Origin of the sequence: Paraburkholderia heleia NBRC 101817, from assembly GCF_000739775.1 — a bacterium.
GTDB classification, from domain to species: Bacteria; Pseudomonadota; Gammaproteobacteria; order Burkholderiales; family Burkholderiaceae; genus Paraburkholderia; species Paraburkholderia heleia.
In genome coordinates this window covers 1-22,174 of sequence record NZ_BBJH01000003.1, presented here as the reverse complement: position 1 = coordinate 22,174, position 22,174 = coordinate 1, and the positions used below count along the sequence as shown (strand labels likewise).

At 64.2% G+C, this 22,174-nt stretch carries 19 protein-coding genes and 2 pseudogenes; 8 read left to right on the top strand and 13 right to left on the bottom strand.

Annotated elements, in window-relative coordinates; translation table 11 throughout:
- Positions 1 to 134: 134 nt before the first annotated feature.
- The 4 genes and pseudogenes from BHE01S_RS02055 to BHE01S_RS02040 form a co-directional block, all read right to left on the bottom strand.
- Positions 135 to 434 (bottom strand): annotated as a pseudogene (locus BHE01S_RS02055) (PDDEXK nuclease domain-containing protein); the annotation flags it as partial.
- 65 nt (positions 435 to 499) lie between these two features.
- Positions 500 to 1,744, bottom strand: a complete 1,245-nt coding sequence (locus tag BHE01S_RS02050; RefSeq protein ID WP_042260671.1) for a D-amino acid dehydrogenase — start codon at positions 1,742 to 1,744, stop codon at positions 500 to 502.
- Positions 1,741 to 3,198, bottom strand: a complete 1,458-nt coding sequence (locus tag BHE01S_RS02045; RefSeq protein ID WP_042260060.1) for an N-acyl-D-amino-acid deacylase family protein — start codon at positions 3,196 to 3,198, stop codon at positions 1,741 to 1,743. Before BHE01S_RS02045 ends, BHE01S_RS02050 begins: the two co-directional genes overlap by 4 nt.
- 7 nt (positions 3,199 to 3,205) lie before the next feature.
- Positions 3,206 to 4,426 (bottom strand): MFS transporter, encoded by a 1,221-nt coding sequence (locus tag BHE01S_RS02040; protein WP_245639617.1) that lies wholly within the window; start codon positions 4,424 to 4,426, stop codon positions 3,206 to 3,208.
- Positions 4,427 to 4,508: 82 nt separating this feature from the next.
- Here BHE01S_RS02040 and BHE01S_RS02035 point away from each other — a divergent pair, with 82 nt between their 5' ends.
- Positions 4,509 to 5,462, top strand: coding sequence for a LysR family transcriptional regulator (locus BHE01S_RS02035; protein WP_245639616.1), 954 nt, complete (start codon positions 4,509 to 4,511; stop codon positions 5,460 to 5,462).
- A 61-nt stretch (positions 5,463 to 5,523) separates the two neighbouring features.
- On the opposite strand, the gene phoU is transcribed toward BHE01S_RS02035, so the two are convergent.
- The gene (gene phoU, locus BHE01S_RS02030) at positions 5,524 to 6,231 is read right to left on the bottom strand and encodes a phosphate signaling complex protein PhoU (RefSeq protein WP_042260054.1); all 708 of its coding nucleotides are present in this window, start codon (positions 6,229 to 6,231) and stop codon (positions 5,524 to 5,526) included.
- A 281-nt stretch (positions 6,232 to 6,512) separates the two neighbouring features.
- On the opposite strand from phoU, the gene BHE01S_RS02025 reads away from it, so the two are divergent.
- Complete coding sequence (locus BHE01S_RS02025; protein ID WP_322787265.1) at positions 6,513 to 6,722, top strand: hypothetical protein; 210 nt, start codon at positions 6,513 to 6,515, stop codon at positions 6,720 to 6,722.
- Between the two features lie 150 nt (positions 6,723 to 6,872).
- On the opposite strand, the gene BHE01S_RS02020 is transcribed toward BHE01S_RS02025, so the two are convergent.
- Positions 6,873 to 7,550, bottom strand: coding sequence for an MgtC/SapB family protein (locus BHE01S_RS02020; RefSeq protein ID WP_042260051.1), 678 nt, complete (start codon positions 7,548 to 7,550; stop codon positions 6,873 to 6,875).
- 225 nt (positions 7,551 to 7,775) lie between these two features.
- On the opposite strand from BHE01S_RS02020, the gene BHE01S_RS39635 reads away from it, so the two are divergent.
- On the top strand, positions 7,776 to 8,342 hold the full coding sequence (locus BHE01S_RS39635) for a tyrosine-type recombinase/integrase (protein WP_322787271.1): 567 nt from the start codon (positions 7,776 to 7,778) through the stop codon (positions 8,340 to 8,342).
- Between the two features lie 199 nt (positions 8,343 to 8,541).
- On the top strand, positions 8,542 to 9,987 hold the full coding sequence (locus tag BHE01S_RS02010; RefSeq protein WP_042260046.1) for an MFS transporter: 1,446 nt from the start codon (positions 8,542 to 8,544) through the stop codon (positions 9,985 to 9,987).
- A gap of 69 nt (positions 9,988 to 10,056) precedes the next feature.
- On the opposite strand, the gene BHE01S_RS02005 is transcribed toward BHE01S_RS02010, so the two are convergent.
- The 4 genes from BHE01S_RS02005 to BHE01S_RS01990 all read right to left on the bottom strand — a co-directional run bounded on the left by BHE01S_RS02005 (position 10,057) and on the right by BHE01S_RS01990 (position 13,738).
- Positions 10,057 to 10,962, bottom strand: a complete 906-nt coding sequence (locus tag BHE01S_RS02005) for a LysR family transcriptional regulator (protein ID WP_042260044.1) — start codon at positions 10,960 to 10,962, stop codon at positions 10,057 to 10,059.
- A 186-nt stretch (positions 10,963 to 11,148) separates the two neighbouring features.
- Positions 11,149 to 11,541: a VOC family protein gene (locus BHE01S_RS02000; protein ID WP_042260041.1), complete on the bottom strand. Its 393-nt coding sequence runs from the start codon at positions 11,539 to 11,541 to the stop codon at positions 11,149 to 11,151.
- 28 nt (positions 11,542 to 11,569) lie between these two features.
- Positions 11,570 to 12,532, bottom strand: a complete 963-nt coding sequence (locus BHE01S_RS01995) for a hydroxymethylglutaryl-CoA lyase (RefSeq protein ID WP_042260038.1) — start codon at positions 12,530 to 12,532, stop codon at positions 11,570 to 11,572.
- A gap of 15 nt (positions 12,533 to 12,547) precedes the next feature.
- Positions 12,548 to 13,738 carry a CaiB/BaiF CoA transferase family protein gene (locus BHE01S_RS01990; protein ID WP_042260034.1) on the bottom strand — a complete coding sequence of 397 codons (1,191 nt, stop codon included), beginning with the start codon at positions 13,736 to 13,738 and terminating at the stop codon, positions 12,548 to 12,550.
- 176 nt (positions 13,739 to 13,914) lie between these two features.
- On the opposite strand from BHE01S_RS01990, the pseudogene BHE01S_RS38885 reads away from it, so the two are divergent.
- A pseudogene (locus BHE01S_RS38885) lies at positions 13,915 to 14,127 on the top strand (NAD(P)-dependent oxidoreductase); the annotation flags it as partial.
- Between the two features lie 49 nt (positions 14,128 to 14,176).
- On the opposite strand, the gene BHE01S_RS01980 reads toward BHE01S_RS38885, so the two are convergent.
- The 3 genes from BHE01S_RS01980 to BHE01S_RS01970 form a co-directional block, all read right to left on the bottom strand.
- A complete protein-coding gene (locus BHE01S_RS01980; RefSeq protein WP_042260030.1) occupies positions 14,177 to 14,425 on the bottom strand; it encodes a hypothetical protein in 249 nt (82 codons plus the stop codon).
- 210 nt (positions 14,426 to 14,635) lie between these two features.
- On the bottom strand, positions 14,636 to 15,964 hold the full coding sequence (locus BHE01S_RS01975; protein WP_042260029.1) for an MFS transporter: 1,329 nt from the start codon (positions 15,962 to 15,964) through the stop codon (positions 14,636 to 14,638).
- A 90-nt stretch (positions 15,965 to 16,054) separates the two neighbouring features.
- Entirely contained in the window at positions 16,055 to 17,692 is a 1,638-nt protein-coding gene (locus BHE01S_RS01970; RefSeq protein ID WP_042260025.1) for a gamma-glutamyltransferase family protein, read from the bottom strand.
- A 154-nt stretch (positions 17,693 to 17,846) separates the two neighbouring features.
- Here BHE01S_RS01970 and BHE01S_RS01965 point away from each other — a divergent pair, with 154 nt between their 5' ends.
- The 3 genes from BHE01S_RS01965 to BHE01S_RS01955 all read left to right on the top strand — a co-directional run bounded on the left by BHE01S_RS01965 (position 17,847) and on the right by BHE01S_RS01955 (position 21,995).
- The gene (locus tag BHE01S_RS01965; RefSeq protein WP_042260023.1) at positions 17,847 to 18,710 is read left to right on the top strand and encodes a LysR family transcriptional regulator; all 864 of its coding nucleotides are present in this window, start codon (positions 17,847 to 17,849) and stop codon (positions 18,708 to 18,710) included.
- Between the two features lie 113 nt (positions 18,711 to 18,823).
- Positions 18,824 to 20,440 carry a phospholipase D family protein gene (locus BHE01S_RS01960; protein WP_084068481.1) on the top strand — a complete coding sequence of 539 codons (1,617 nt, stop codon included), beginning with the start codon at positions 18,824 to 18,826 and terminating at the stop codon, positions 20,438 to 20,440.
- 127 nt (positions 20,441 to 20,567) lie between these two features.
- Complete coding sequence (locus BHE01S_RS01955) at positions 20,568 to 21,995, top strand: purine-cytosine permease family protein (protein ID WP_042260022.1); 1,428 nt, start codon at positions 20,568 to 20,570, stop codon at positions 21,993 to 21,995.
- The last annotated feature ends 179 nt before the right edge of the window (positions 21,996 to 22,174 follow it).

Genomic DNA, 22,174 nt, shown 5'->3' with positions numbered 1-22,174 from the left:
TCAGAATCGGCGCATAGCCGTTATTCGCTGCCATTGCCATGACGGTCTCCACGCCTGTCGTCGCAGCCGATGTCATCCAGCAGCTGACATCTCGCCACTACGCTGGTGTGTACGTTGATGTGCGCCCCTGCTGCTCATTGGATTGACTCCTTGTCCCGCTCATCGTGTAACCTCCCTCGCGCCGCTTCGATGGATTGCTGCAGTTTGGCCTCGAGCGTCTCACGCGGCGGCAGCACGGTCAGATGCTCCGCGACATGGATGCCGCTTTTTCCCAGCTCCAGCAATTCGATCTGCTCCTGCTTCTTTCCGGCGCAAAGGATGATTCCGATTGGCGGTTGCTCGTCCGGCTCCTGCTCATGGCTGGCCAACCAGCGCAGATAGAGCTCCATCTGGCTCTTGAACTCGGCCTTGAACGCGCCGAGCTTCAGTTCGACTGGATCGCGGTATTCACCATTCCGCCCGGTGCTTCATTCGCCCCTGAAACCTAAAAATCATGCGTTCACAGCAAAAACTCGTCCACATCAGGCTTGCGCTCCCGGCCAGAGATTCTGTCGGCCATCCCTTTACCGCTGCCGAGCGCCAGCGTAAAGCCCAACGCGCCATGACCGACGTTCAGCCACAGGTTTCGATATCGCGTGCGCCCGAGTATTGGCGTGCCCGCCGGTGTTGCGGGCCGCAGTCCGGCCCACGGTTCAGCCGATGCGTAGTGACCGGCGTCGGGAAACGCCGCCTGCGCTTCCGCTCTCAACGCGGCCACGCGCGACGGATCGATCGTTGCGCGTTGTCCATCCAGATCGGCCATACCGGCGATTCTCAACCGGTTGCCGAGACGGGCATACACGATCTTGCGCTGGAAATCGGTCACGCTGATCGATGGCGCCGCGGCCTGGCTTTTGACGTTCACGGTCAGGCTGTAACCCTTCAGCGGATAGAGCGGCAGCCGGATGCGCAGCGGCCGCAGCAGCGCAGCGCTGGCCGTTCCCGCCGCCACCACGATTTGCTCGGCGTCCAGCATCTCCCGTCCGGCGAAAGCGCCGATCCGCCCCCTGCCATCCTCGCGAAGGTCGCTGATGCGGGTGGTGAAGCGCAATCGCACACCTGCACGCCGCAAGCGCCGCTCAAGACCGACGCAGAAGCGATAGCAGTCGCCGCTGTCCTCACTTGCCGTATAGATGCCGCCCGCCAGGCGCCTGCCCATATGCGCAAGGGCCGGTTCTGCGTTTATGCACTCATCGGCGGTCATGGCCTGCTGCTCACAACCCAGTGTTCGCTGATAGTCGAGCAGTCGGCATGCCTTGTCGAATGAAGCAGGGTCGCGATGAAGCACCAGTTTGCCGCTATTCGCGTAGTCGAAGGCGATGTCCGGTTCGCAGGCAACGAACTCATGCATCAGTGCGCGGCTGAACATCGCCAGGCTCAGCAGACGGCGCGTCGTCAGGTCGCTTTGCCGTTGGCTGCATGCGCGCAAGAAGTTCAGACACCAGCGCCATTGGTCCGGGTCCAGCGACGGCCTGAAGCGCACAGGCGAGTCGGCGCGCAACAGCCACGCGGGTAATTTGCCGAGCACGCCGGGTCCGGCGAGCGGCGCAACGTAGCTGTAAGAAAGCTGCCCGCCGTTGGCGTAGCTCGCCATCGTGCCGGCGCCGCTGTTGCTGTCGACGACGGTGACGTCGTGGCCATCGGTGTGCAGGTAGTAGGCGGTCGACAGCCCGATGACGCCTGCGCCTATCACGAGGACTTTCATGAAGCGGACATCCTGCGCGTGACGACCTGCCCCGCGCGCGCGCCCGCATGCCGGCCGGCGCGCCATGTCAGCACGCCGTTCACGATCACGGCCTCGATACCCTCGGCCGGCTGGATCGGTCTTTCGTAACTCGCGATGTCGCGGATCGTCTCGGGATCGAACACGACGACATCGGCATGGTTGCCCACCGCCAGCGTGCCGCGCCCGCTGAGCCCAAAATTCCTCGCGGTCAGACCCGTCATCTTCCATACCGCCGTCTCGAGATCGAACAGACGCAGATCGCGGCTGTAGTGCCCGAGAACGCGCGGGAATGTGCCCCACAGACGTGGATGCGGCCGCGCACCGACGGGCAGGCCGTCCGAGCCGATCATCGTTTCATCGAAGGCGAGGATCGCGCGCACGTCGCCCTCGTCCATGCCGAAATAGATCGCGTTCGCGGGTTGGAGCCGCGCTGCCGCTTCTTCCCTGGTGACGCACCAGCCGGCAGCGATCTCGCCGAGTTCCCGGCCGGTCTGTTCCGGATGCGGCTCGCTGGAACTGATCACAATGCGTTCGCACAGCCGCGCGGGGTCGAGGTGCAGCATCGTGGAACTGGCGTTGTACGGATAGCAGTCGAGCGCCACGCACTGGCAGCGCATCGCCTTGCGGATACGCGGCAGCGTCACGGCCGACTTGCCGTGGTTCGACGCGCGCAACAGTTTGTGATGCGAAATGATGACCGGGCAGCCGAGTTCGCGCCCGATCAGGAAGCTCTCTTCGAGCGATTCCATCGACCTGTCCGCTTCGTCACGCATATGCGTGGCATAGACCGCACCGGTGCCCGTGAGCGGACGGCAGACGTCAATGATTTCCTGGGTTGGTGCGTGAGCCGCGGGCGGGTAGTACGTGCCGGTCGATATGCCTATTGCACCCGCCGCCAGCGCTTCCTCGAGCAATTCGCGCATCGCGGCGATTTCGAAGGCGCGTGCGGGGCGATCGAGCGTATCCATCGTCAGCACACGCAACGTCGAATGGCCGACCATCGGTGCAACGTTCACCGCAGACGGCGCGCTGCGCAGCGCGGCGAGATAACCGCCGAACGTCGCGTAGCGCTCGCTGTCGCCGGCATCGAGCAGATTGAGCGGCGCGGGCAGCGGAGTAGCGTCGCGAAACGGTGCGATGCTGATTCCGCAGTTTCCGGTGACGACGGTCGTCACGCCTTGCGAGATCTTGGCCGTCATGTCCGGCTGCGCAAGCACCGCCTGGTCGTCGTGAGCATGCGAATCGATGAAGCCTGGCGCGACGATCTTCCCGCTTGCATCGAGTCGTGCGGTGGCCTCGCAATCCGCGAGGTTGCCGATGACGGCGATTCGTCCGCTTCTGATACCGATGTCGGTGCGCACGCGCGGCGCACGCGACCCGTCGATCAGCATGCCGCCGTGGACGATAAGGTCAAGTTCGGCATTGATCTGCATGGCTGGCTCAGGCGGGAAAATGCGGTTGCGCGCGCCACGTGATGGCAACGAGGAAAGCAAGCAGCGCGCTCGACACAAGGAACGACAGCGCGACGAGATAGCTGCCGTGGAACTCGACAATCAACGCACCCATTACCGAGGGCGCGAGCGAGCCGGCAATCTGGCCGCCGAAATTCATCAGGCCGGTTGCGCTGCCGATCAGATGCTCCGGAAAATACTTGAGCGGGATCGAGAACACCGTGGCATAGACGAAGTTGAACGACAGCAGGCAGAGCGTCCAATACACCACCAGCAGCGTGATCGACGTCGTCGAGATCATCAGCGCGAGAAACACCGCCGAGCCGAGCGCGCCAGCCATCATGAAGCGCTTTTCGCGCCCCTTGCCGTGACGGTCGAGCAGCCAGCCCACGACGTTCGTGCCGAGAAACGCGATCAGATACGGAATCGTCGATGCAATACCGACATGCAGCAGATCGATGCGATAAGCCTTCAGCAGATAGGACGGCATCCACGAAATCATCCCGATATAGACGATGCTGGTGCCGAACCAGATGAAAGTCAGCTTCAGTGCGTCGGGACGCCGGATGAGTTCACGCAGCTGGTGCTTCGGACGCGCCGCCATCCTGCCGCGTTGGCCGGCCACGCCGTTCCTGAGCGCGAGCCACAGCATCATGGCGACGGCCAGACCGACGACCGAGAGAATATGGAACGCACTGCGCCAGCCGAGATACACGACGGCGAATGCGACGCCCGCGGAGCCTGCGGCATTGCCAAGGAACACGGTCGAAATGAGAAACGATTTGGCGCGCGCACGCTCCGGCTTCGGAAACGTCTCAGCGACCGTCACCGAACTGGCCGGCGAAAAAAATCCCTCGCCGACGCCGAACATGAAACGGATCACCAGCAGCGATCCGAACGACCAGGCCAATCCCGTCAGCCCTGTGAAAAGCGACCATAACGCGACACACATGACGACAACGACACGCGAGCCGTAGCGGTCTGACAGCCATCCGCCGAGCAGTTGCATCACGGCGTAGCTGACGTAGAACACGCTGAGCAGCAGACCGGCTCGAGCGGCGTCGAGTGCGAATTCCCGGCTGATCGGGATAATCGCGGTGCTCATCACGATCCGGTCGGAATAGCCGATTGCCCACGCGAGGAACAAGGCGGCGAGACAAACCATTTTCTGCATCCGCGTGTATGCGGGACTGATCGCTTGTGCTTCCATGTGCGTCTCCTGGTGCAACTGTATGTGGGTCGGAAACGACTATAGAAGCGCGATGGACGGATCGTCGAATGAGACAAAATCGATGGGCTATAACCACAGGCTATATACTTTTCGCAAACGGAAAGGAGCCCGCATGCGCCTTCGACACATCGAAGTATTCTCTGCCATCATGAAGACGGGCAGCGCGGTAGGAGCGGCCAAGGTGCTGAACATCTCGCAGCCGGCGGTCAGCAAGATGCTCCAGCACGCGGAGCGCACGCTCGGGTTCGCGCTGTTCGTCCGGTCGAAAGGCAAACTGGTGCCGACGCCTGAGGCGCTGCGTTTGCAGGAAGAGTTGCAGCCGCTCGACGATCAGCTGGCGCGCGTTCACCGGGTCGTGGCAAACCTGTCGGCGGGCAAGGAAGCGCCGTTGCGGATCGCTGCGACGTCTTCGCTTGCCCATCATCTGGTGCCCCACGCGCTGGCGGCGTGGGGCCGCGCGTTCCCGGACGCGCAGTGCATGCTGGTCTCGTCGCTTACACGCGAGATGATCTACTGGCTGCTGATCGGCGAGATAGATATTGGTTTCACGATGCAGGCAATCTCTCAGCCCAATCTCGTGACAACGCCCGTCTGCAATTTCGACCTGTATGTCATCGCCCCACCGGACTGGTGGCCAAAGAGCGTGCTCGACCGCCCCGCCGTACCCGCCGATCTCGCGGGCCAGCCGTTCATTGCGCTCGATACCGCCTCGCCACTGGGTGCCACGGTAATGGGGTGGCTCAATGGCGTCGAACCCGAAATCAAGGCATCGGTGAAGACTTACGCACTGGCGCGCGCGCTGGTCGAGGCGAACGTGGGTATTGCGGTTGTCGACGGCTTCACGGCGCAAGCCGGTTCGTCTGCAGGAAAGGTGCAGATGCGGCCAATCGTGCCGCTGGCCGAAAACTGGGTGTATGCGTTGACCAACAGCTCGCGGCCGCCCCCGCAAAGCGCAGACGTTCTGGTAAGGTCGATGCAGGAATCAGGCGCCTTTTCTTCATTGGGGCGCCGATAGGAAACACGGAAAGATTCGGCGGCGCGACCGCTTGCGGGACTCCACGCCACCGATATAGCTCTCAATTATCCAGTGCCTCGCGCTCAAGTCGGTCGCGCGAAATGTGACGGACATCCTTGCCCTTGACCACATAGATGACAAGTTCTGCCAGGTTCTTCGCATGATCACCGATCCGTTCGATGGCCGACGCGATGGACACGTAGTCGAGCGCGCAAGAGATGATGCGGGGATTCTCCGCCATGAATGCTGGCAGTTTGCGCACGAATGCGCGGTACTGCTCATCGATCGCCTCATCCTCACGCAGGATCCGGGCTGCCTCGACCGTGTCAAGCCGCGCGAATGCAGCGAGCGCATCGTGGAAGATGGTGCCCGCCATCTGGCCAGATGACCGGATTTCCGCGATATTCATGCTCCTGCCCGTAGCGTCATTCGCGATTCTGCGCGTGCGCTTTGCGATCTTGCGCGCTTCATCGCCTGCGCGCTCGAGATTGCTGGTCCCCTTGGAGAAGGCCAACAGTCGACGCAGATCGGATGCAATGGGCTGGCGCCGCGCAATGATGTTGCTGCACTCGGCATCGATCTCGACCTCCATCGCATTGAGCCGGTGCTCCTCATCAAACACCTTCTCGACCAGATTCGTGTCGAAGCGGCTGAGCGCGTCCATCGCATCGGCCAATTGGGACTCAACCAGCCCGCCCATCTCGAAAAATCTCGACGACAGGCGTTCCAGGTCGGCATCGTACTGGCTGGAAATGTGTTTATCCGGCATAGAAAACTCCCTCTTGCCAGAAAGACGATAAACTGTTTGTACGGTTTGTCAAACCCGAAAAAATCATGAAGCCAAAGGCTACCAGGAGCAGAAGCAGCAAGCGAACGCACGTATCCCCGGACGATGGTGCCAACAAGGCAGTGACCGGCGGGGAGTCGCTCCAGACTGCGCAATCCCGCCATGTGGCGGCCAAGCCACAGACCGCGAAGGTAATGCCAGTCGAAGCGCAATCCACGCGCGCTGTCCGGCACCGTAGAGACCATGTCAAACAGGAAAAGGTCGTGCGCGACACCTTCACGATGCCCAGGGAGGACTACGAACAGCTCGCGGCACTCAAACAGCGGTGCCTCGATGCTGGTCTGGCCGTGAAGAAGAGCGAACTCGTCCGTGCAGGGCTGCTCCTGCTGGCATCCGGGCCGACGAAACGTCTTCTTGCGGCCGTCAAGGCGGTCGAACCGGTCAAGACCGGACGGCCACCGAAATCGAAATAAGCCGCGTTCGCAGCCAGACAGGAGGTGCCGCTCAGGGCGGAACAGATCGTCGACGAGTTTGCACGCGGCGCTATACCCGCCTATGAGCGCGTCAGCCTCTGTTGCGAAGCTTTCATAGGCGTAGCTTCGGGTCATGGATGCCGCCCCGCCTCATTTCTCGCGTCGACATTCGCGCACGCCCGACATGGCTTCGAGGCGCGCGCATATCGTCGAGAACTCGCCCGCGTTCACCCGCGACAGAGCAATCTGCACATCGTCGAGATCGGCGTCATCCTCCGACTGCTGGACAATGAACTGCTTGACGCGAACACTGCCCGTGCCCAGCGCCTGATGGACGGTGTCCAGCGAGACACTGCCGCGCTCGACCAGCAGTTGTACGGTGTGCTGCTGGCGCACGGAAATGAAGCGCCGCTCCAGCGGTTTCACACCGACCAGGATAATCATGATAATGACCGTCGCACCAATGGCGGCCGTGTACATGCCACCACCCACCGCCAGGCCGATACCCGCGACCGACCAGAGGCTCGCTGCCGTCGTCAACCCGCGCACCACTTCGCCACGAAGCAGTATCGACCCCGCGCCGAGGAAGCCAATACCGGAAACTACCTGGGCGGCGACCCGGGACGGATCGAGCACCACGTTCCTCTCGCCTAGCACGTCGGCAAACCCAAATGCCGACACCAGCATCATCAGCGCGGCCCCGACGCAGACGAGCATATGCGTGCGCAGGCCTGCCGCCCAGTTCAGCCGCTCACGCTCGAAGCCGATCACGCTGCCGAGCAGCGCCGCCATCAGCAAGCGCGACAGAAGTTCGAGATTTCCGATCATCTTTCTGCCCCCATTCGCTGCCCGCGTTAGAAGCGGACGTTAGCCAAGAGCGGAATTGTGGCATTTTTGTGACAGTTGCGGTGTGCGCGATTGAGTCAGTGCCAGGATGAACGCGCCCTTCTGACTTGGGGTTCCCGCCGGCCAGCATCACCTTCTGACAAGATCCGCCCATGCCCCGCCGTCCAGAACGCACCTTGAAAACCCTGCCGGATCGGCCGCTTGCGTGTGCACAATGCCAGCGTGAGGCTGTGTGGCGGCGCATCGCTGCCCGGTACCGGTGCGCGCGCGGGTTACCCGGCGACCCGCTGCCCGGCGAACACCCTGCCGCTCATCCACGGCGCACCCGGCCGCGCGCTGGGTGCGAGCGGCCTCTACGACGAGGTGCCGGCGGTGTTTGCATTGGCTGCGGCGCGGCTGCCGTTCCAGGAGACAGGGATGCGCGCGGCGCTCGAGGCCGCCTCCACGCACTGGCTGCGCCACGGCTACGCGCGTACGCTAGTGGTCGACAATCGCGTGCCCCTGCCGGTGGCGCAGGCGCTGCTGGGACACGCCTCGGTGCTGACGACGGCGGCCTATGCGAGGACCGGACACCACGCAACTACGCGAGTTTGTGGAGGGGAGTTTTTCGAGAAGAGTTTAGCGTTCGCTAAAAGACAAAAAAATATGTGCATCACAACGCGAAAGAATCTCTGTCGTCGGTCGATTGCCCACTTTGTCGTCTTGGCTGCGCATCTTGAGGTTTGTCCAACGCCCGCCCGCATACGGCGCGTGGACGAGGGGCAATCAAAATAGGGCAACCAGCGCGCCGGGACATGACGGGCACGCCACCCCGCCCCACCCTTTCCCCGCGGGAAAGCACGCTTCACCCTTCCTCAATTTTCGCGCGCGCGAAAATCTCCCACACTTGCCATCACGCCTGCTCCGTACCGTTCGTACGGAGTTGCGCCCCGGCCGCGGCTCATGACGCGGCATCGAAAATACTGGAGACAGCATGAACAGCCATCCCCTCGACCTGGGCGGCAGCGCGCCGGGCGAAGCGCCACGCCGCCCGCTCGCCGCGCAAGCCCCGTTTCAAAGCCCACAAGGCGTCACGCTCAGCCGCTTCATGGACGACATGCCCGTGGGCGCGCTGCACCGCTTCGTGGTGTGGGTGATCGGCATTGGCCTCTTCTTCGACATGTACGAGATCTTCCTCGTCAGTTCGATCGGCTCCGCGCTGCAGAACGAATACGGACTCGATGCGCACAGCCTCGCGTTCAAGCTCCTTCTTGCCTCGGCCTTCGTCGGCATGTTTTTCGGCTCGCTCTTCCTCGGCAGTCTCGCCGACCGCATCGGCCGTCGGCGCGCCTTCCTGTTCACGCTCATGTGGTACAGCGCTTTTTCGCTGCTCGCTGCCTTTTCCGTGAACGCCACCATGCTCGTGGTCTGCCGCTTTCTGACGGGCGTGGGCGTAGGCGCAATCTACCCCGTGGCCGACAGCTTCCTCTCCGAAATCCTGCCGAAGGAAAAACGCGGCCGGCTCGCTGCGTGGGCCTATACCACCTCGTATGTCGCGGTGCCGCTGGTGGGTTTCCTCGCGGTCTGGCTCAATCCGATCCATCCTGGCGGCATCGCGGGATGGCGCATCATTCTCGCCATCGGCAGCCTCGGCGCCCTGTTCGTGCTGGCCGTGCAGCACCGCCTGCCGGAAAGCCCGCGCTGGCTGCTGGCGCAAGGCCGCTCGGACGAGGCCTATGCCACCTTGGGCCGCTTCGCGCAAAGCGCCGGCGCGCAGATGCCGAAGCGTTTTGCCGAGCCGCAAGTGCGCCAGCATCCGCTGCGCCTCTCCGAGCGCATTGCCGTGCTGCGGCGCGCGCCCTATGACAGGCGCTATGTCATGCTCGTCGTGTTTCACCTGTTCCAGGCCTTCGGCTATTACGGCTTCGGCACGCTTGCGGGCGTCGTCGTGAAGAGCCGCGGCATCGATGTGACAGGCAGCACGCTGTTCGTCGCCCTATCGTTTCTCGGCTACCCGATCGGCTCGCTGCTCTCCGTGCCGCTGCTCAACTGGATCGAGCGGCGAACGCTCGTGATCGCGTCGCTCATCTCCATTGCGATTTTTGGCCTTGGCTTCGCCTACTCGGGACAGGCTGCGCTGATCGTTTGCTTCGGCGTGCTGACGACCTGTGCGTCGAATGTGTTCAGCAACGCCTACCACGTGTACCAGGCCGAAATTTTCCCGGCCAGTGTGCGCTCGACAGCGATCGGCAGCACCTATTCGCTCTCGCGTATCATGAGCAGCGCCCTGCCGTTCATCCTGTTGCCGGTGCTCACGCAGCACGGCCCGCTCGCCATGTTCGGCGTGATCTCCGCCGCGCTGGCCATCGTCGCGGTGACCCTGCGTGCGCTCGGCCCGCTCACCACGCGGCGCAGCCAGGATGAGATTAATCCGGTCTGACCGGCCGATGCCTCGAGCATCCCTGGATCATCGGGGCGGCCGCCGCGTCACGCAGGGCCGCCCCGGTTTTCATTGCGCCGCGCGCGCCGACATGTAGTCGAACAGGCTCACGATGTCCGAGCTTGGCGCGCTATCCGCCTTCATCCCGATCCAAAGCGTGCGCGTGGCCCACGTGTCCGCCAGCTTCACCTTGACGACGCCGGCTTTGCCGCGCTCGTCGCTCACCGCGTCGCGCGGCAGCACGCCGATACCCAGCCCCGCTTCGATCATGCGAAACACACCGTCGAAGTTCGAGGCCTGGATGCGCAGCTTCAGCGATCGCTCAATGGCAAATGCTGCATCCGTCATGCGCGTGAGCAGCGAGCTGCCATCGCTCAGGCCCACGTAGTCTTCGTCGAGCGTATCGGCGAAGCGGATCACGTCGAGTTGCGCAAAGCGGTGACTGCGCGGCACGAGCAGCACGAGTTCGTCGCGGCGATAGAGGCGCCGCTCGATGCCGGGCGCCGGCACGTTGTCGGCAAACACGCCGAGGTCGGCCTTGCCCGCGCCGAGCGCCTCGACGATTTCGTGGCTCAGCCGCTCTTCGAGACTGACCTTGATGCCCGGGTGCTCATTCAGGAAGCAGGCGAGATCGACGGGCAGAAATTGCACGATCGCCGACGTATTCGCCCACATGCGCACGTGCCCGCGCACACCGGCGGCGTAGTCGCTCATTTCGGTGGCCATGCGATTCACCTGATCGACGACGCGCGTGGCGTGCTCCAGCAACGCATGCCCCGCGGGCGTGAGATCCACGCCGCGCGCGCGGCGGATGAACAAGGCACAGTCGGTCACGCTTTCGAGTTCGGCTATGCGCTTGCTGACGGCCGAAAGCGTGAGCTGCCCGTGCTCGGCGGCCTTGGTGAGGCTGCCGTGTTCCGCGACGAGCAGAAAGACCCGCAGCGACTGCAGATCGAAGTGAAGTGGATTGACCATGATGAATGGGGCAAAGCCGGCGCGAAAGACGATTGTCCTGCATCGCGGGCCTGGGAGGAAGTGCCGATGTGGGAAGGTGGAGGCGGACGTGCAGCGATGCACGTCCGCGCGCCGGCCACGCGGGCCGGTGTGTTCGCCGCCGGACCGGCGCCCCCCCGGCTCAACGGCGAAAACAGGCAAGCGGCATCAACCGGGCTGGATCAGCTCGGAGATTTCGATGAGATTCAGATCGGGGTCGCGCACATAGACGGAGCGAATCTTCTGCGTCGCGCCCGTGCGCTCGACCGGACCTTCGACGATCGGCCAGTTCTTCCCGGCCAGATGCGCAATGACCGCATCGAGCGGTACCGCGGCGATGAAGCACAAATCGAGCGCGCCCGGCACCGGGACATGCGCCTTGGGCTCGAATTCCGCGCCACGCACATGCAGATTGATCTTCTGGTTGCCGAAGCGAAACGCGAGCCGACCCGAGCCGAAGGTCTCCAGTTGCATCTGCAACACTTCCGTATAGAAATACTTCGTGGCCTCGGGGTCCACGCAGGTCAGCACCAGATGGTCGAGGTGGTCGATCAACGCCATGCTTCGCTCCTTGTCACGAGTACGCGCGTCATACCGGCATGCCTTGCGCCCGTTCCGGCACCGGATGCAGGTCGAGGCGGCGACCGGCCTTGAGAATCTGGCTGGGCACGTCATGGCCGATCAGGCCGGGCAGCAGCGCGGCGGCGTCGAGCACGGCAGCGAGATTGACGCCGGTGTCGTAGCCGTCGAGTTCGAGCATGTGCACGAGCTCTTCGGTGCAAACGTTGCCGCTCGCGCCCGGTGCGTACGGACAGCCGCCGAGGCCACCGAGCGAGGCGTCGAAGCGCACGATGCCCGCATCGAGCGCCGCAAGCGTATTGGCGAGCGCCATGCCGCGCGTATTGTGGAAGTGCAGCGTCAATTCGAGTGTGCCGAACGCCTGTGCAGCGCTTTCGCACAACGCGCGCACCTGCGCGGGATGCGCCATGCCGGCCGTATCGCAAAGCGTGACGCCCTGCACGCCCAGTTCGGCGAAGCGCCGCATCCAGCCGAGCACGTCCTCCGGGGGCACGTCGCCTTCCATCGGGCAGCCCATTGCTGTGGAGAGCGAAACATTGATCGCCACGCCCTTGCCGCGCACGGCTTCGATCACGTCGCGCAACTGCGCGAACGACTGCTCGCGCGTCATGCGCAGGTTGCTGCGATTGTGGGTCTCGCTTGCCGACATCACGAGATTCACTTCGTCCACGTTGCATGACAGCGCGCGCTGTGCGCCGCGCACGTTCGGCACGAGCACCGTATAGACGACGCCCGGCACGCGCTCGATGCCGTGCATCACCGCCTCGGCGTCGCGCAATGCGGGAATCGCCTTGGGCGACGTGAACGAGGTGACTTCGATCTTCGCGTAGCCGCAGGCGCTCAGGCGGTTGATCAGCGCGATCTTGTCGTCGGTGTCGATGAAGGCGGCTTCGTTCTGGAAGCCGTCGCGCGTCGCGACTTCGTTGAGATACAGCACCTTGCCCTTGAAGTTGTCCTGATTTCCTGTCGTCATCTTGCCGCTCTCCGTTCAGATCACGCCGCGCGCGCGCCATGCTTCGCGCGTTGCGGCGTCCACGCCTATCGATTCCAGCACCGTGTCGGTATGCTCGCCCAGTTTTGGCGCGCTGCGCTCGATCGTGCCGGGAGTGCCGCACAGTTTGGGCACCACGCCGGGCACCTGCACCGCCGTGCCGTCGGGCAAGGTGTCGTCCACGATCATTCCGCGGGCGTGGTAATGCGGATCGGCCGCGATGTCCGCGACGTCGTAGATGCGGCCCGCCGGAATGCGCGCTTCGTTGAGCGCCGCGAGCACCTGGTCGAGCGTGTGCCGCGCGGTCCATTCGCCGATGGCGGCGTCGATGCGACCGACCTGCGCGACGCGTCCGTCGTTCTGCGCGAGCGCCGGATCGCTGCCCAGGTCCGGACGGCCGATCAGGTCCATCAGACGGCGATAGATGCTGTCGCCGTTGCCCGCGATCAGCGCGTACTTGCCGTCGCTGCACCGGTAGGCGTTGCTCGGCGCGATGCCGGGCAGGCTGCTGCCCGCCGGCTGACGCACGGCGCCGAACACCGAATACTCGGGCAGCAGGCTTTCCATCATGTTGAACACGGACTCGTAGAGCGCGACGTCCACGACCTGCCCTTTGCCGCCCTGTTGCTCGCGGTGCCGCAGCGCCAGCAGGATGCCGATCACGCCGTGCAGCGCGGAGAGCGAATCGCCGATCGAGATGCCCACGCGCACCGGCGTGCGCTCGGGCTCGCCGCTCAGGTGGCGCAGGCCGCCCATCGCTTCGGCGACCACGCCGAAACCGGGCCGGTCGCGATACGGGCCCGACTGCCCGTAGCCCGACACGCGCAACATGATGAGGCCGGGATGGATCGCGCTGAGTTCGTCCCAGCCGAGGCCCCAGCCTTCGAGCGTGCCAGGGCGGAAATTTTCGATCAGCACGTCGGTTTCCGAAACGAGGCGGCGAATCACGTCCTGCCCTTCGGGCGTGCGCAGATCGAGCGTGATGGATTCCTTGTTACGCGACTGGGCGGCCCACCAGACCGACGTGCCGTCGTGCAGCAGGCGCCACTTGCGCAGCGGATCGCCCACGCCGGGCGGCTCCACCTTGATGACGCTCGCGCCGAATTCGGCGAGCATGCGGCCAGCAAACGGACCCGCGATGAGCTGCCCGAGCTCCAGAACGCGGATTCCTTCGAGGGGTCGTGGCATGGCTGTGTCTCCTGACTGTCTGCGACTGACTATGGGAGACATGATGAACCGGACCGACCCCTTTGATAATCGATGCTTGCTCAATCTGGCTTGAGCAAATGGAAAGGCTGCGAATTTCCCCGTCGGCAACGCAGTTGGCGGATCGGGCAAGCGAGCCGGGCACTCGCTGCGCGCAAGACGCGCAAGCGGGCGACGTCCCGCTCGAAACCCTGCTGGAAGAAAGCGACATCATCACGCTGCACTGTCCGCTGACCGTGCAAACGCGGGATCGGATCGACGCCACGGCATGCGCGCGCATGAAACGGTGGCTCTTGCCGATCAACACGGCGCGTGGGGGACCCGTGAACGAAGCGGCGTTGGTGGACGCCGCGCAATGTGGTGACTGCGCGTTGAGCGCGAAGCGCGGCAACCGCATCGGGGTTGCCAGCGCCTGAAGCATCAGGCCATTTCCGGCTGCCTGGCGTGCCAATACTCGTCGACGGCTTGCTTGGCCGACTGCTCGATCGCGCTCAGCGCCATCAGCACATCGATCTTCAGCTTGGGGATCGCAAGCTCCACGGAAGGCAGCCTGGCCGTTTCCACTTGTGCGTCAACACCCTCCAGAACCGCGCGGCACAGCCATTGCGTGTCCGTCGCGTCTGCTTTCGCATCGACAGTGACCCGAAAGCCACGATATTCGACTGCCATATACTCTCCCGAAACCTGACAAAACGTAATGATCGCCCCGCCGGACGGCGGTAAGGGGGCGACTATATCACCACTTCGGCGACGCTTCAGCGCGGCCCACGCGTAGTCACGAAGAAGTCGTGCAACGACACCGCGCCTGCATTCACGCCCTGTTTTACAGGGCTTTTCTACGGGCGCAACGACAATCGGGTCAGTTCGGACTTCGGACTGTCAGCTCGCAAGCGTGGCGCGCATCGCAGCCTGACGCAGCGTGCGCCAACCGACGATCGCGAGCGAAACACCCGAGATCACGGCGGCGAGCGAGACGTAATACGCAGGCGCGAGCGTATCGCCCGTCACGTGAATCAGCACCTCGGCAATCGTCGGCGCGAAGCCGCCAAAAAGCGTCACGCCAAGGCTATACGCGATCGAAAGCCCCGCCGAGCGCACGCGCACGGGAAAGATCTCCGACATCAGCGCTGGCATCGGGCCCGAATAGGCTGCCTTGAAGATACCCGCCGCGCCCTGGAGCACGAGCAGCCAGCCGAGCGTAGGGTGACGCTGCAACAGCGCGAACATCGGATAGGTAAGCGAAGCAAGCAGGATCGACGTGGTCAGCATGATGCGAATGCGCCCGATGCGGTCCGAGAGCGCGCCCATCACAGGCGAAAGTGCGAACTGCAGACCGCCGTTGAGCACGACCACGCCGAACGAGGTTGCCGCCGCCATGTGGAGCTGCTTCACTGCGTACATCGGCATGTAGAGCTGGAGGATATACACGCCGACGGTGGACTGCGCAACGATGCCCACCGCGAGCAGCAGGTTCACCCATTGGCGCCCGAGTCCCGGCTCATTCGTTGCGCGCGCATCCTGTTCGCTATTCGCTTGCTGGGTGGCGACGAATTCGGGCGTCTCATCCAGATGCGAGCGGATGTACCAGCCCACGGGCCCGAGCACAAGGCCGAAAAAGAACGGCACGCGCCAGCCCCACGCGTGCAGTTGGTCGGGCGGCAGCCACCCCGCCAGCACGCCGCCGAACGCCGCCGCGAGAATCGCGGCCGCGCCCTGGCTCGCGAACTGCCAACTCGCGTAGTAGCCGCGCTTCGCGGGGCTGTGCTCGACCATGAACGCCGTCGCGCTGCCGAATTCGCCGCCCACCGCGAAGCCCTGCACGAGCCGCGCGAGCAGGATCAGGAACGGCGCGGCGATGCCGATCGAAGCGTACGGCGGCATGACCGCCATGGCGAACGTGCCCGCCATCATGAGCGCAATGGCGAGTGTGAGCGCGGCCTTGCGCCCCTTGCGGTCGCCGTAGATGCCCAGCACGATCGCGCCGAGCGGACGCATGAGAAACGAAATGCCGAAGGTACCGACGGCCAGCAGCGTGGAGAGCCATTCGTCGTGCACGGGAAAGAACTGTTTCGCGATGATCGGCGCGAAGTAGCCGTACACGAGAAAGTCGAACCATTCCAGCGCATTGCCGATCGACGAGGAGAAAACGATGCGGCGCACCATGCCGCGGCTGAGCGGCGCTCCCGAAACCGATGAACCGCTCTCCATGTCAGCCTCCTCCTTTTTATTTGGTCTACTCATGGTTCGCTGTATACCGCGAGCGAGGCATTCCCGCTCGCGGCAAACGCCGCTCGCCGCCTAGAAACCCGCTGCGAGCCCGTCGCGGCGCGTGTCGCTCGCGGCCACATAACCGCGCTCCGGATCGTTGCGATCGAGCTTCCAGATGAACTGGCCCGAGCCGAAGTCCATGTACGGATCGTCGATGCCCTTGATCTCGTGGCCAAGCCCTTGCAGCGCGCGCGCCGTCTGCGGATCGAACGTCGATTCGATGTCGAGCGTGAAGTCGCGGTTGACCTTCCAGCGCGGCGCATCGCACGCGGCCTGCGGCTGCTGGCCGTAGTCGAGCATGCGCACGACCGACTGCAAATGCCCTTGCGGCTGCATGTCGCCGCCCATCACGCCGAAGCTCATCACCGCTTCCTGGCGGCCATCCACCTGCTGCGTGAGGAACGCCGGAATGATGGTGTGGAACGGGCGCTTGCCGCCCTCCACGACGTTCGGCGAGGCCGGGTCCATCGAAAACCCGCAGCCGCGGTTCTGCAGCGCGATGCCCGTGCCCGGTACGACCACGCCCGAACCGAAGCCCATGTAATTCGACTGGATGAAGCTCACCATCATGCCGCGCTCGTCCACCGCCGAGAGATAGATCGTGCCGCCCGAGCGCGGCATGCCGAAGTCGAACTGCGTGGCGCGCTTCGGGTCGATCAGCTTCGCGCGCGCTTTCAGGTAGCCGTCGTCGAGCATCTGCTCGGGCGTGACTTCCATCGAACGCGGATCGGCAACATAACGATACACGTCGGCGAATGCGAGCTTCATGGCCTCGATCTGCAGATGCTGCGATTCGAGGCTGTCGAGCGCGAGCGAGCCCATGTCGAACTGCTCGAGAATGCCGAGCGCGATCAGCGCGGCGATGCCCTGCCCGTTCGGCGGAATCTCGTGGACCGTGTAGCCGCGATAGTTCTTGCCGATCGGCTCGACCCATTCCGGGCGATAGTTGCGCAGGTCGTCCAGCGTGAGCGCCGCGTCGCCTTCGCGCGCAAACGCGGCGATGCGCCCGGCGAGTTCGCCTTCGTAGTAGTCGCGCGGACCGTGTTCCGCGAGGCGCCGCAACGTGGCGGCATGGCCGGGGAAACACACGCGCTCGCTCACTTCGGGCGCGCGGCCGTGCGGCATGAAAGTCTCGGCAAAGCCCGGCTGATTGTGCAATTCGGGAATCGCCGCCTGCCATTTGCGGGTGACGATAGTCGCCACTGCGTGGCCGCGCTCGGCGATCTCGATGGCCGGCTCCATCAAGTCCGCGAACGGCAGTTTGCCGAACTTCGCATGCAGCGCTTCCCAGCCCGCGATCACGCCCGGCACGGTCACCGTGTCCCAGCCGCGTTTGGGCTGCTTCGCGAGACCATTTTCCTCGCCGTATTTGCGGCGGAAATAATCGACGCTCCAGGCCGCCGGCGCATTGCCTGACGCGTTCAGGCCGTGCAGCTTCGCGCCGTCCCACACGAGCGCGAAACAGTCGCTGCCCAGACCGTTCGATACCGGCTCGACCAGGGTGATGGCGGCTGCGGCGGCAATTGCGGCGTCGACGGCATTCCCGCCTTTCCAGAGCATGCGCAGTCCGGCCTGCGCGGCAAGCGGATGCGACGTCGAAACGATGTTGCGGGCGAACACCGGCAGGCGCGGCGTCGGATAGGGGTTTTGCCAGTTGAAGCGCGTCATGGAGGTCCGGATTCCGGTAATGAACGAAAGCAGCGGCACGCGCATCGCCGCACTCAGTTGCGGCGCGCACGGCTCAGGCCGATCTATCGATTATCTTGAAGGATCAGGCAAAAAAATATTAATATTTTATTCTCGACACTTAAGTTTTATTTACATGCTAACCCTACGCATGCTGCGCACCTTGCAGGCCGTCGCGCGCAGCGGGTCGTTCGCCACCGCGGCGGAAAAAACCGCGCTCACTCAGGCGGCCGTGAGCCTGCAGATGCGCGGACTCGAAGAGGCGCTCGGGCGGCAGATCTTCGACCGCCGCGCGCGCCAGGTCGCGCTCACGCGCGAAGGCCGCGAGATCTGCGCGAAGGTCGAGCACATTCTCGCGCTGATCGACGAGCTGCCCGCCAGCGCGGGCGACACGATGCGCGGCTCGATCATCATCGGCGCGGTGGTATCGGTGATCGGCGCGCTTTCGCTGGCCGTCGCGCATCTGAAAACAGGCCATCCGGAACTCGAAGTGCGCCTCACCTCGGCGCGCTCGAACGAGCTCGCGCGCATGGTGGAAGACGGCGACGTGGATCTCGCCGTCGTGGTTGGCAGTGCAGATGGTTCGCTTCACGAGTCGCTCGCGTGGGCGCCGCTCTACGAGGAGCCCCTCATGCTCGTAACGAGCCGGGCGACGACCGGCGACGATGCGCGCCGCATCCTGCGCGAGCGTGGCTTTCTGCGTTTCGACCGGCGCGTGCCGACGGGCGTCGTGATCGACCACGCACTGCGCGAGCTAGGCATCGAACCGCTCGAATACCTGGAGCTGAACTCAATCGAAACGATCGTCTCGCTGGTGCGCAACGACGTGGGCGTGAGTGTGTTGCCGGTTCTGCGAGGCGGCAAATGGCAGAGCGATCCGAATCTGCGGCTCATGCCGCTCCCCGGGCGGCCATTCATCCGCACGGTGGGCATGATTCACCGGAAGGCGCATAAGCAGACGTTGCTCACACAAACGATTGCAGACATGCTGCGTCGGTAACGCAACGCGTGCCTGCCACGCCAATCGCGTAAGCTGACGTCGTTGCACGCTCACCCGCGAAGCCGCGCGCTTCGCGCCTCGAAGCGGGATCGACACGGAAAAGCGAACGCTCCATGCAAAGATCGCTCATTGCGCTGGCGGCAAACGGCTTGCAAAAACGGTGCGCCATGGCGTTGCCGCTATGCGCGATCGCGCTTGCGACAGGTCTTGCCGCGTGTCAGCAGTTACCCCCGCTCGGCGAGCGCACACAAACGACGGCGCTCACGTCAGCCGAAGCGCGATCGACTCAACTTGGCAAAGCCGTAGCGGCCGAACTCGCCACCCATCCCGACTTCACCGGCATCGATCCGCTCGCGAACCCGCTCGACGCCTTCGCCTCGCGCGTGGCGCTCGTGCGCAGCGCCCAGCGTACGCTGGATGTCCAGTATTACATCTGGCGCAACGATCTCACCGGCACGCTGTTGCTCGAAGAACTTCGCGAAGCCGCCGACCGCGGCGTGCGCGTGCGCCTGCTGCTCGACGACAACGGCATCCCCTCCTCGCTGGATCCCACGCTCGCGGCGCTCAACGGGCATCCCAACATCGAGGTTCGGCTCTTCAATCCGTTCGTCACGCGCAAACCCAAAGCCATCGGCTTTCTCACCGACTTCTCGCGGCTGAACCGGCGTATGCACAACAAGTCGCTCACGGCCGACGGCGTGGCAACCATTCTTGGCGGCCGCAACATCGGCGACGAATATTTCGGCGCGACCGACGGCGTCGTGTTCGCCGACCTCGACGTGCTCGCTATCGGCCCCGCCGCCACCGACGTTGCAAACGACTTCGACCGCTACTGGGCCAGCGCTTCGTCATTCCCCGCCTCGCAAATCCTGCCGTACGTGGCGCCCGATGCACTCGCCACGCTCGATCACGCGGCGCTCGCCGCGCGCACCGATCCGGCCGCGCAGGAATACATCGAAGCGCTGCGCAAGACCACCGACGTGCGCCGCCTGCTGGACGGCACGCTGCCGCTGGAATGGGCCAGAACGCAACTGGTCAGCGACGACCCTGCGAAAGCGCTAGGCAAGGCGCCCAAGGAGACACTCATCCTCAGTCAGCTCCACCAGATCGTCGGCGATCCGCACCGCGAACTCGATCTGGTTTCGCCGTACTTCGTGCCGGGCGAGGTGGGCACGCAATACTTCACCCAGCTCGCCGCCCAGGGCGTGACCGTGCGCGTGCTGACGAACTCGCTCGAAGCCACCGATGTTTCCGCCGTCCACTCCGGCTACGCGCGGCGCCGCGTGGCGCTGCTCAAAGGCGGCGTGGAGCTGTTCGAACTGCGGCGTGCGGCGGGCGCGGGCAAAGGTACGGACAAAGCTGCGGGCAAAGGCGCAGGCAGCGGTCCGTTCGGCAGCACGGGGTCGAGCCTGCACGCCAAGACCTTCGCCGTGGATGCAGAGCGCGTATTCGTCGGCTCGGTCAATTTCGACCCGCGCTCGGCCAACCTCAACACCGAACTCGGGCTCGTGATCGACAGTCCCGTGCTCGCCACCCAGATCGAAAAAGCGTTCTGGACGCGCGTGCCGCAGCTCGCCTGGCAGGCGCACCTCGACGAGAACGGCAAGCTCTACTGGACACGCCTTTCCGACGATACGGTCATCCGCTACGACACCGAGCCGAACACCACATGGAACCAGCGCCTGAGTGTCTGGTTCTTCTCGATCCTGCCTATCGAGTGGCTTTTGTAAGCCTCGCATCGACAGGGTTATCCCCAATTTCCCCTAAGTTGTCTATACAACATCATGCGAACATTCCCATCGTCCGCGGCTCGCGGGCGTCCTGCACTCACCCCAATGTTCGGAGCCATGCGTGGCAATGCCTGAATCCGTCGCCAACCTCGAAACCGATGGCCGCAAGATCCTGGAAACACGCTCGATCGACTACATCCCCGACGCGGAGCGCCACGGCAGTCTGCTCAGCCAGTTCACGCTCTGGCTTTCCGCGAATCTGCAGGTCACCGCCATCATTACCGGCGCACTGGCCGTCGTGCTTGGCGGGGACGTCTTCTGGTCGCTCGTCGCGCTGTTGATCGGGCAGCTCATAGGCGGCGCGGTCATGGCGCTGCACGGCGCACAAGGCCCGCAGCTCGGCCTGCCGCAGATGATCTCCAGCCGCGTGCAGTTCGGCGTCTACGGCGCGGCGATTCCGATCGTGCTCGTCTGCATCATGTACGTCGGCTTTTCCGCGAGCGGCACGGTGCTCGCCGGCCAGGCCACGGCGCAACTGCTCGACGTTTCCGATACCGCGGGCATCTGTCTCTTCGCAGCCCTGATCGTCGTGCTGACGCTGCTCGGCTACCGCTCGATTCACTTCGTCGGCCGCATTGCCAGTGTGATCGGCGTGCTCGCGTTCGTGTTCATGTTCGCGCAACTCTTTGCGCACCACGATATCGGCGCGCTGCTGGCCAATCGCCATTTTTCGATCGCGAGCTTCCTGCTTGCCATGTCGCTTTCGGCTTCGTGGCAGATCGCATTCGGCCCCTACGTCGCCGACTATTCGCGCTATCTGCCGCGCTCGACGTCGCCCGTGCGCACATTCCTCGCCGTCGGGCTCGGCTCGGTGATCGGCGCGCAGGCGGCAATGGTGTTCGGCGTGTTTGCAGCCGCGCTCGCGGGCCACGCGTTCGCCCATCATGAAGTGGCGTATATCGTGAGCCTGGGCGCGAGCGGCGCGGTGGCCGCGATGCTCTACTTCAGCATCGCGTTCGGCAAGCTCACCGTCACGACGCTCAACGCGTATGGCAGCTTCATGTCGATGGCGACGATCGTGAGCGCGTTTCGCGCGAAGCGCGCGATCTCCACACGGCATCGTTTCGTCTACATCATCGGCATGGTGGGCATCTCGACGCTCGTCGCGCTCGCGGGGCGCCACGCGTTTCTCAAGGAATTCACGGCGTTCATCCTGTTTCTGCTCGCGTTTTTCACGCCGTGGAGCGCGATCAATCTGGTGGACTTCTACTGCTTCACGCGCTCGCGCTACGACGTGCCGGCGCTCTCGAACCCCGATGGCCGCTACGGCCGCTGGAACGCCAAAGCCATCAGCATCTACGTGCTCGGCGTGCTGGTGCAAATGCCGTTCATCTCGACGGGCTTCTATACGGGCCCCTTCGTCGACGCACTCGGCGGCACGGACATCTCGTGGATTCTCGGCCTGATCGTGCCGGGCGTCCTCTACTACGCCGCCATGCGCCTCTCGCCGCCCGTCATTCCCGAACGCCTGATCCTGCCGGTCGGGCAGGATTGACCCGCGCGGCGCAGGGCGCCGCTTCGCTGATCAAACCAGTTCCCATACGCGCGAGTCTCACCACCCGCTCGAGAGCCGTTGCGCCCACGCCGAGCCTGTATGGCCGCCGGGAATGCTCAGGCCGCAGCGGCGTTCATCGCCTCGATGACCGCGAGCGCGCCGCCTGCCATTTCACGCAG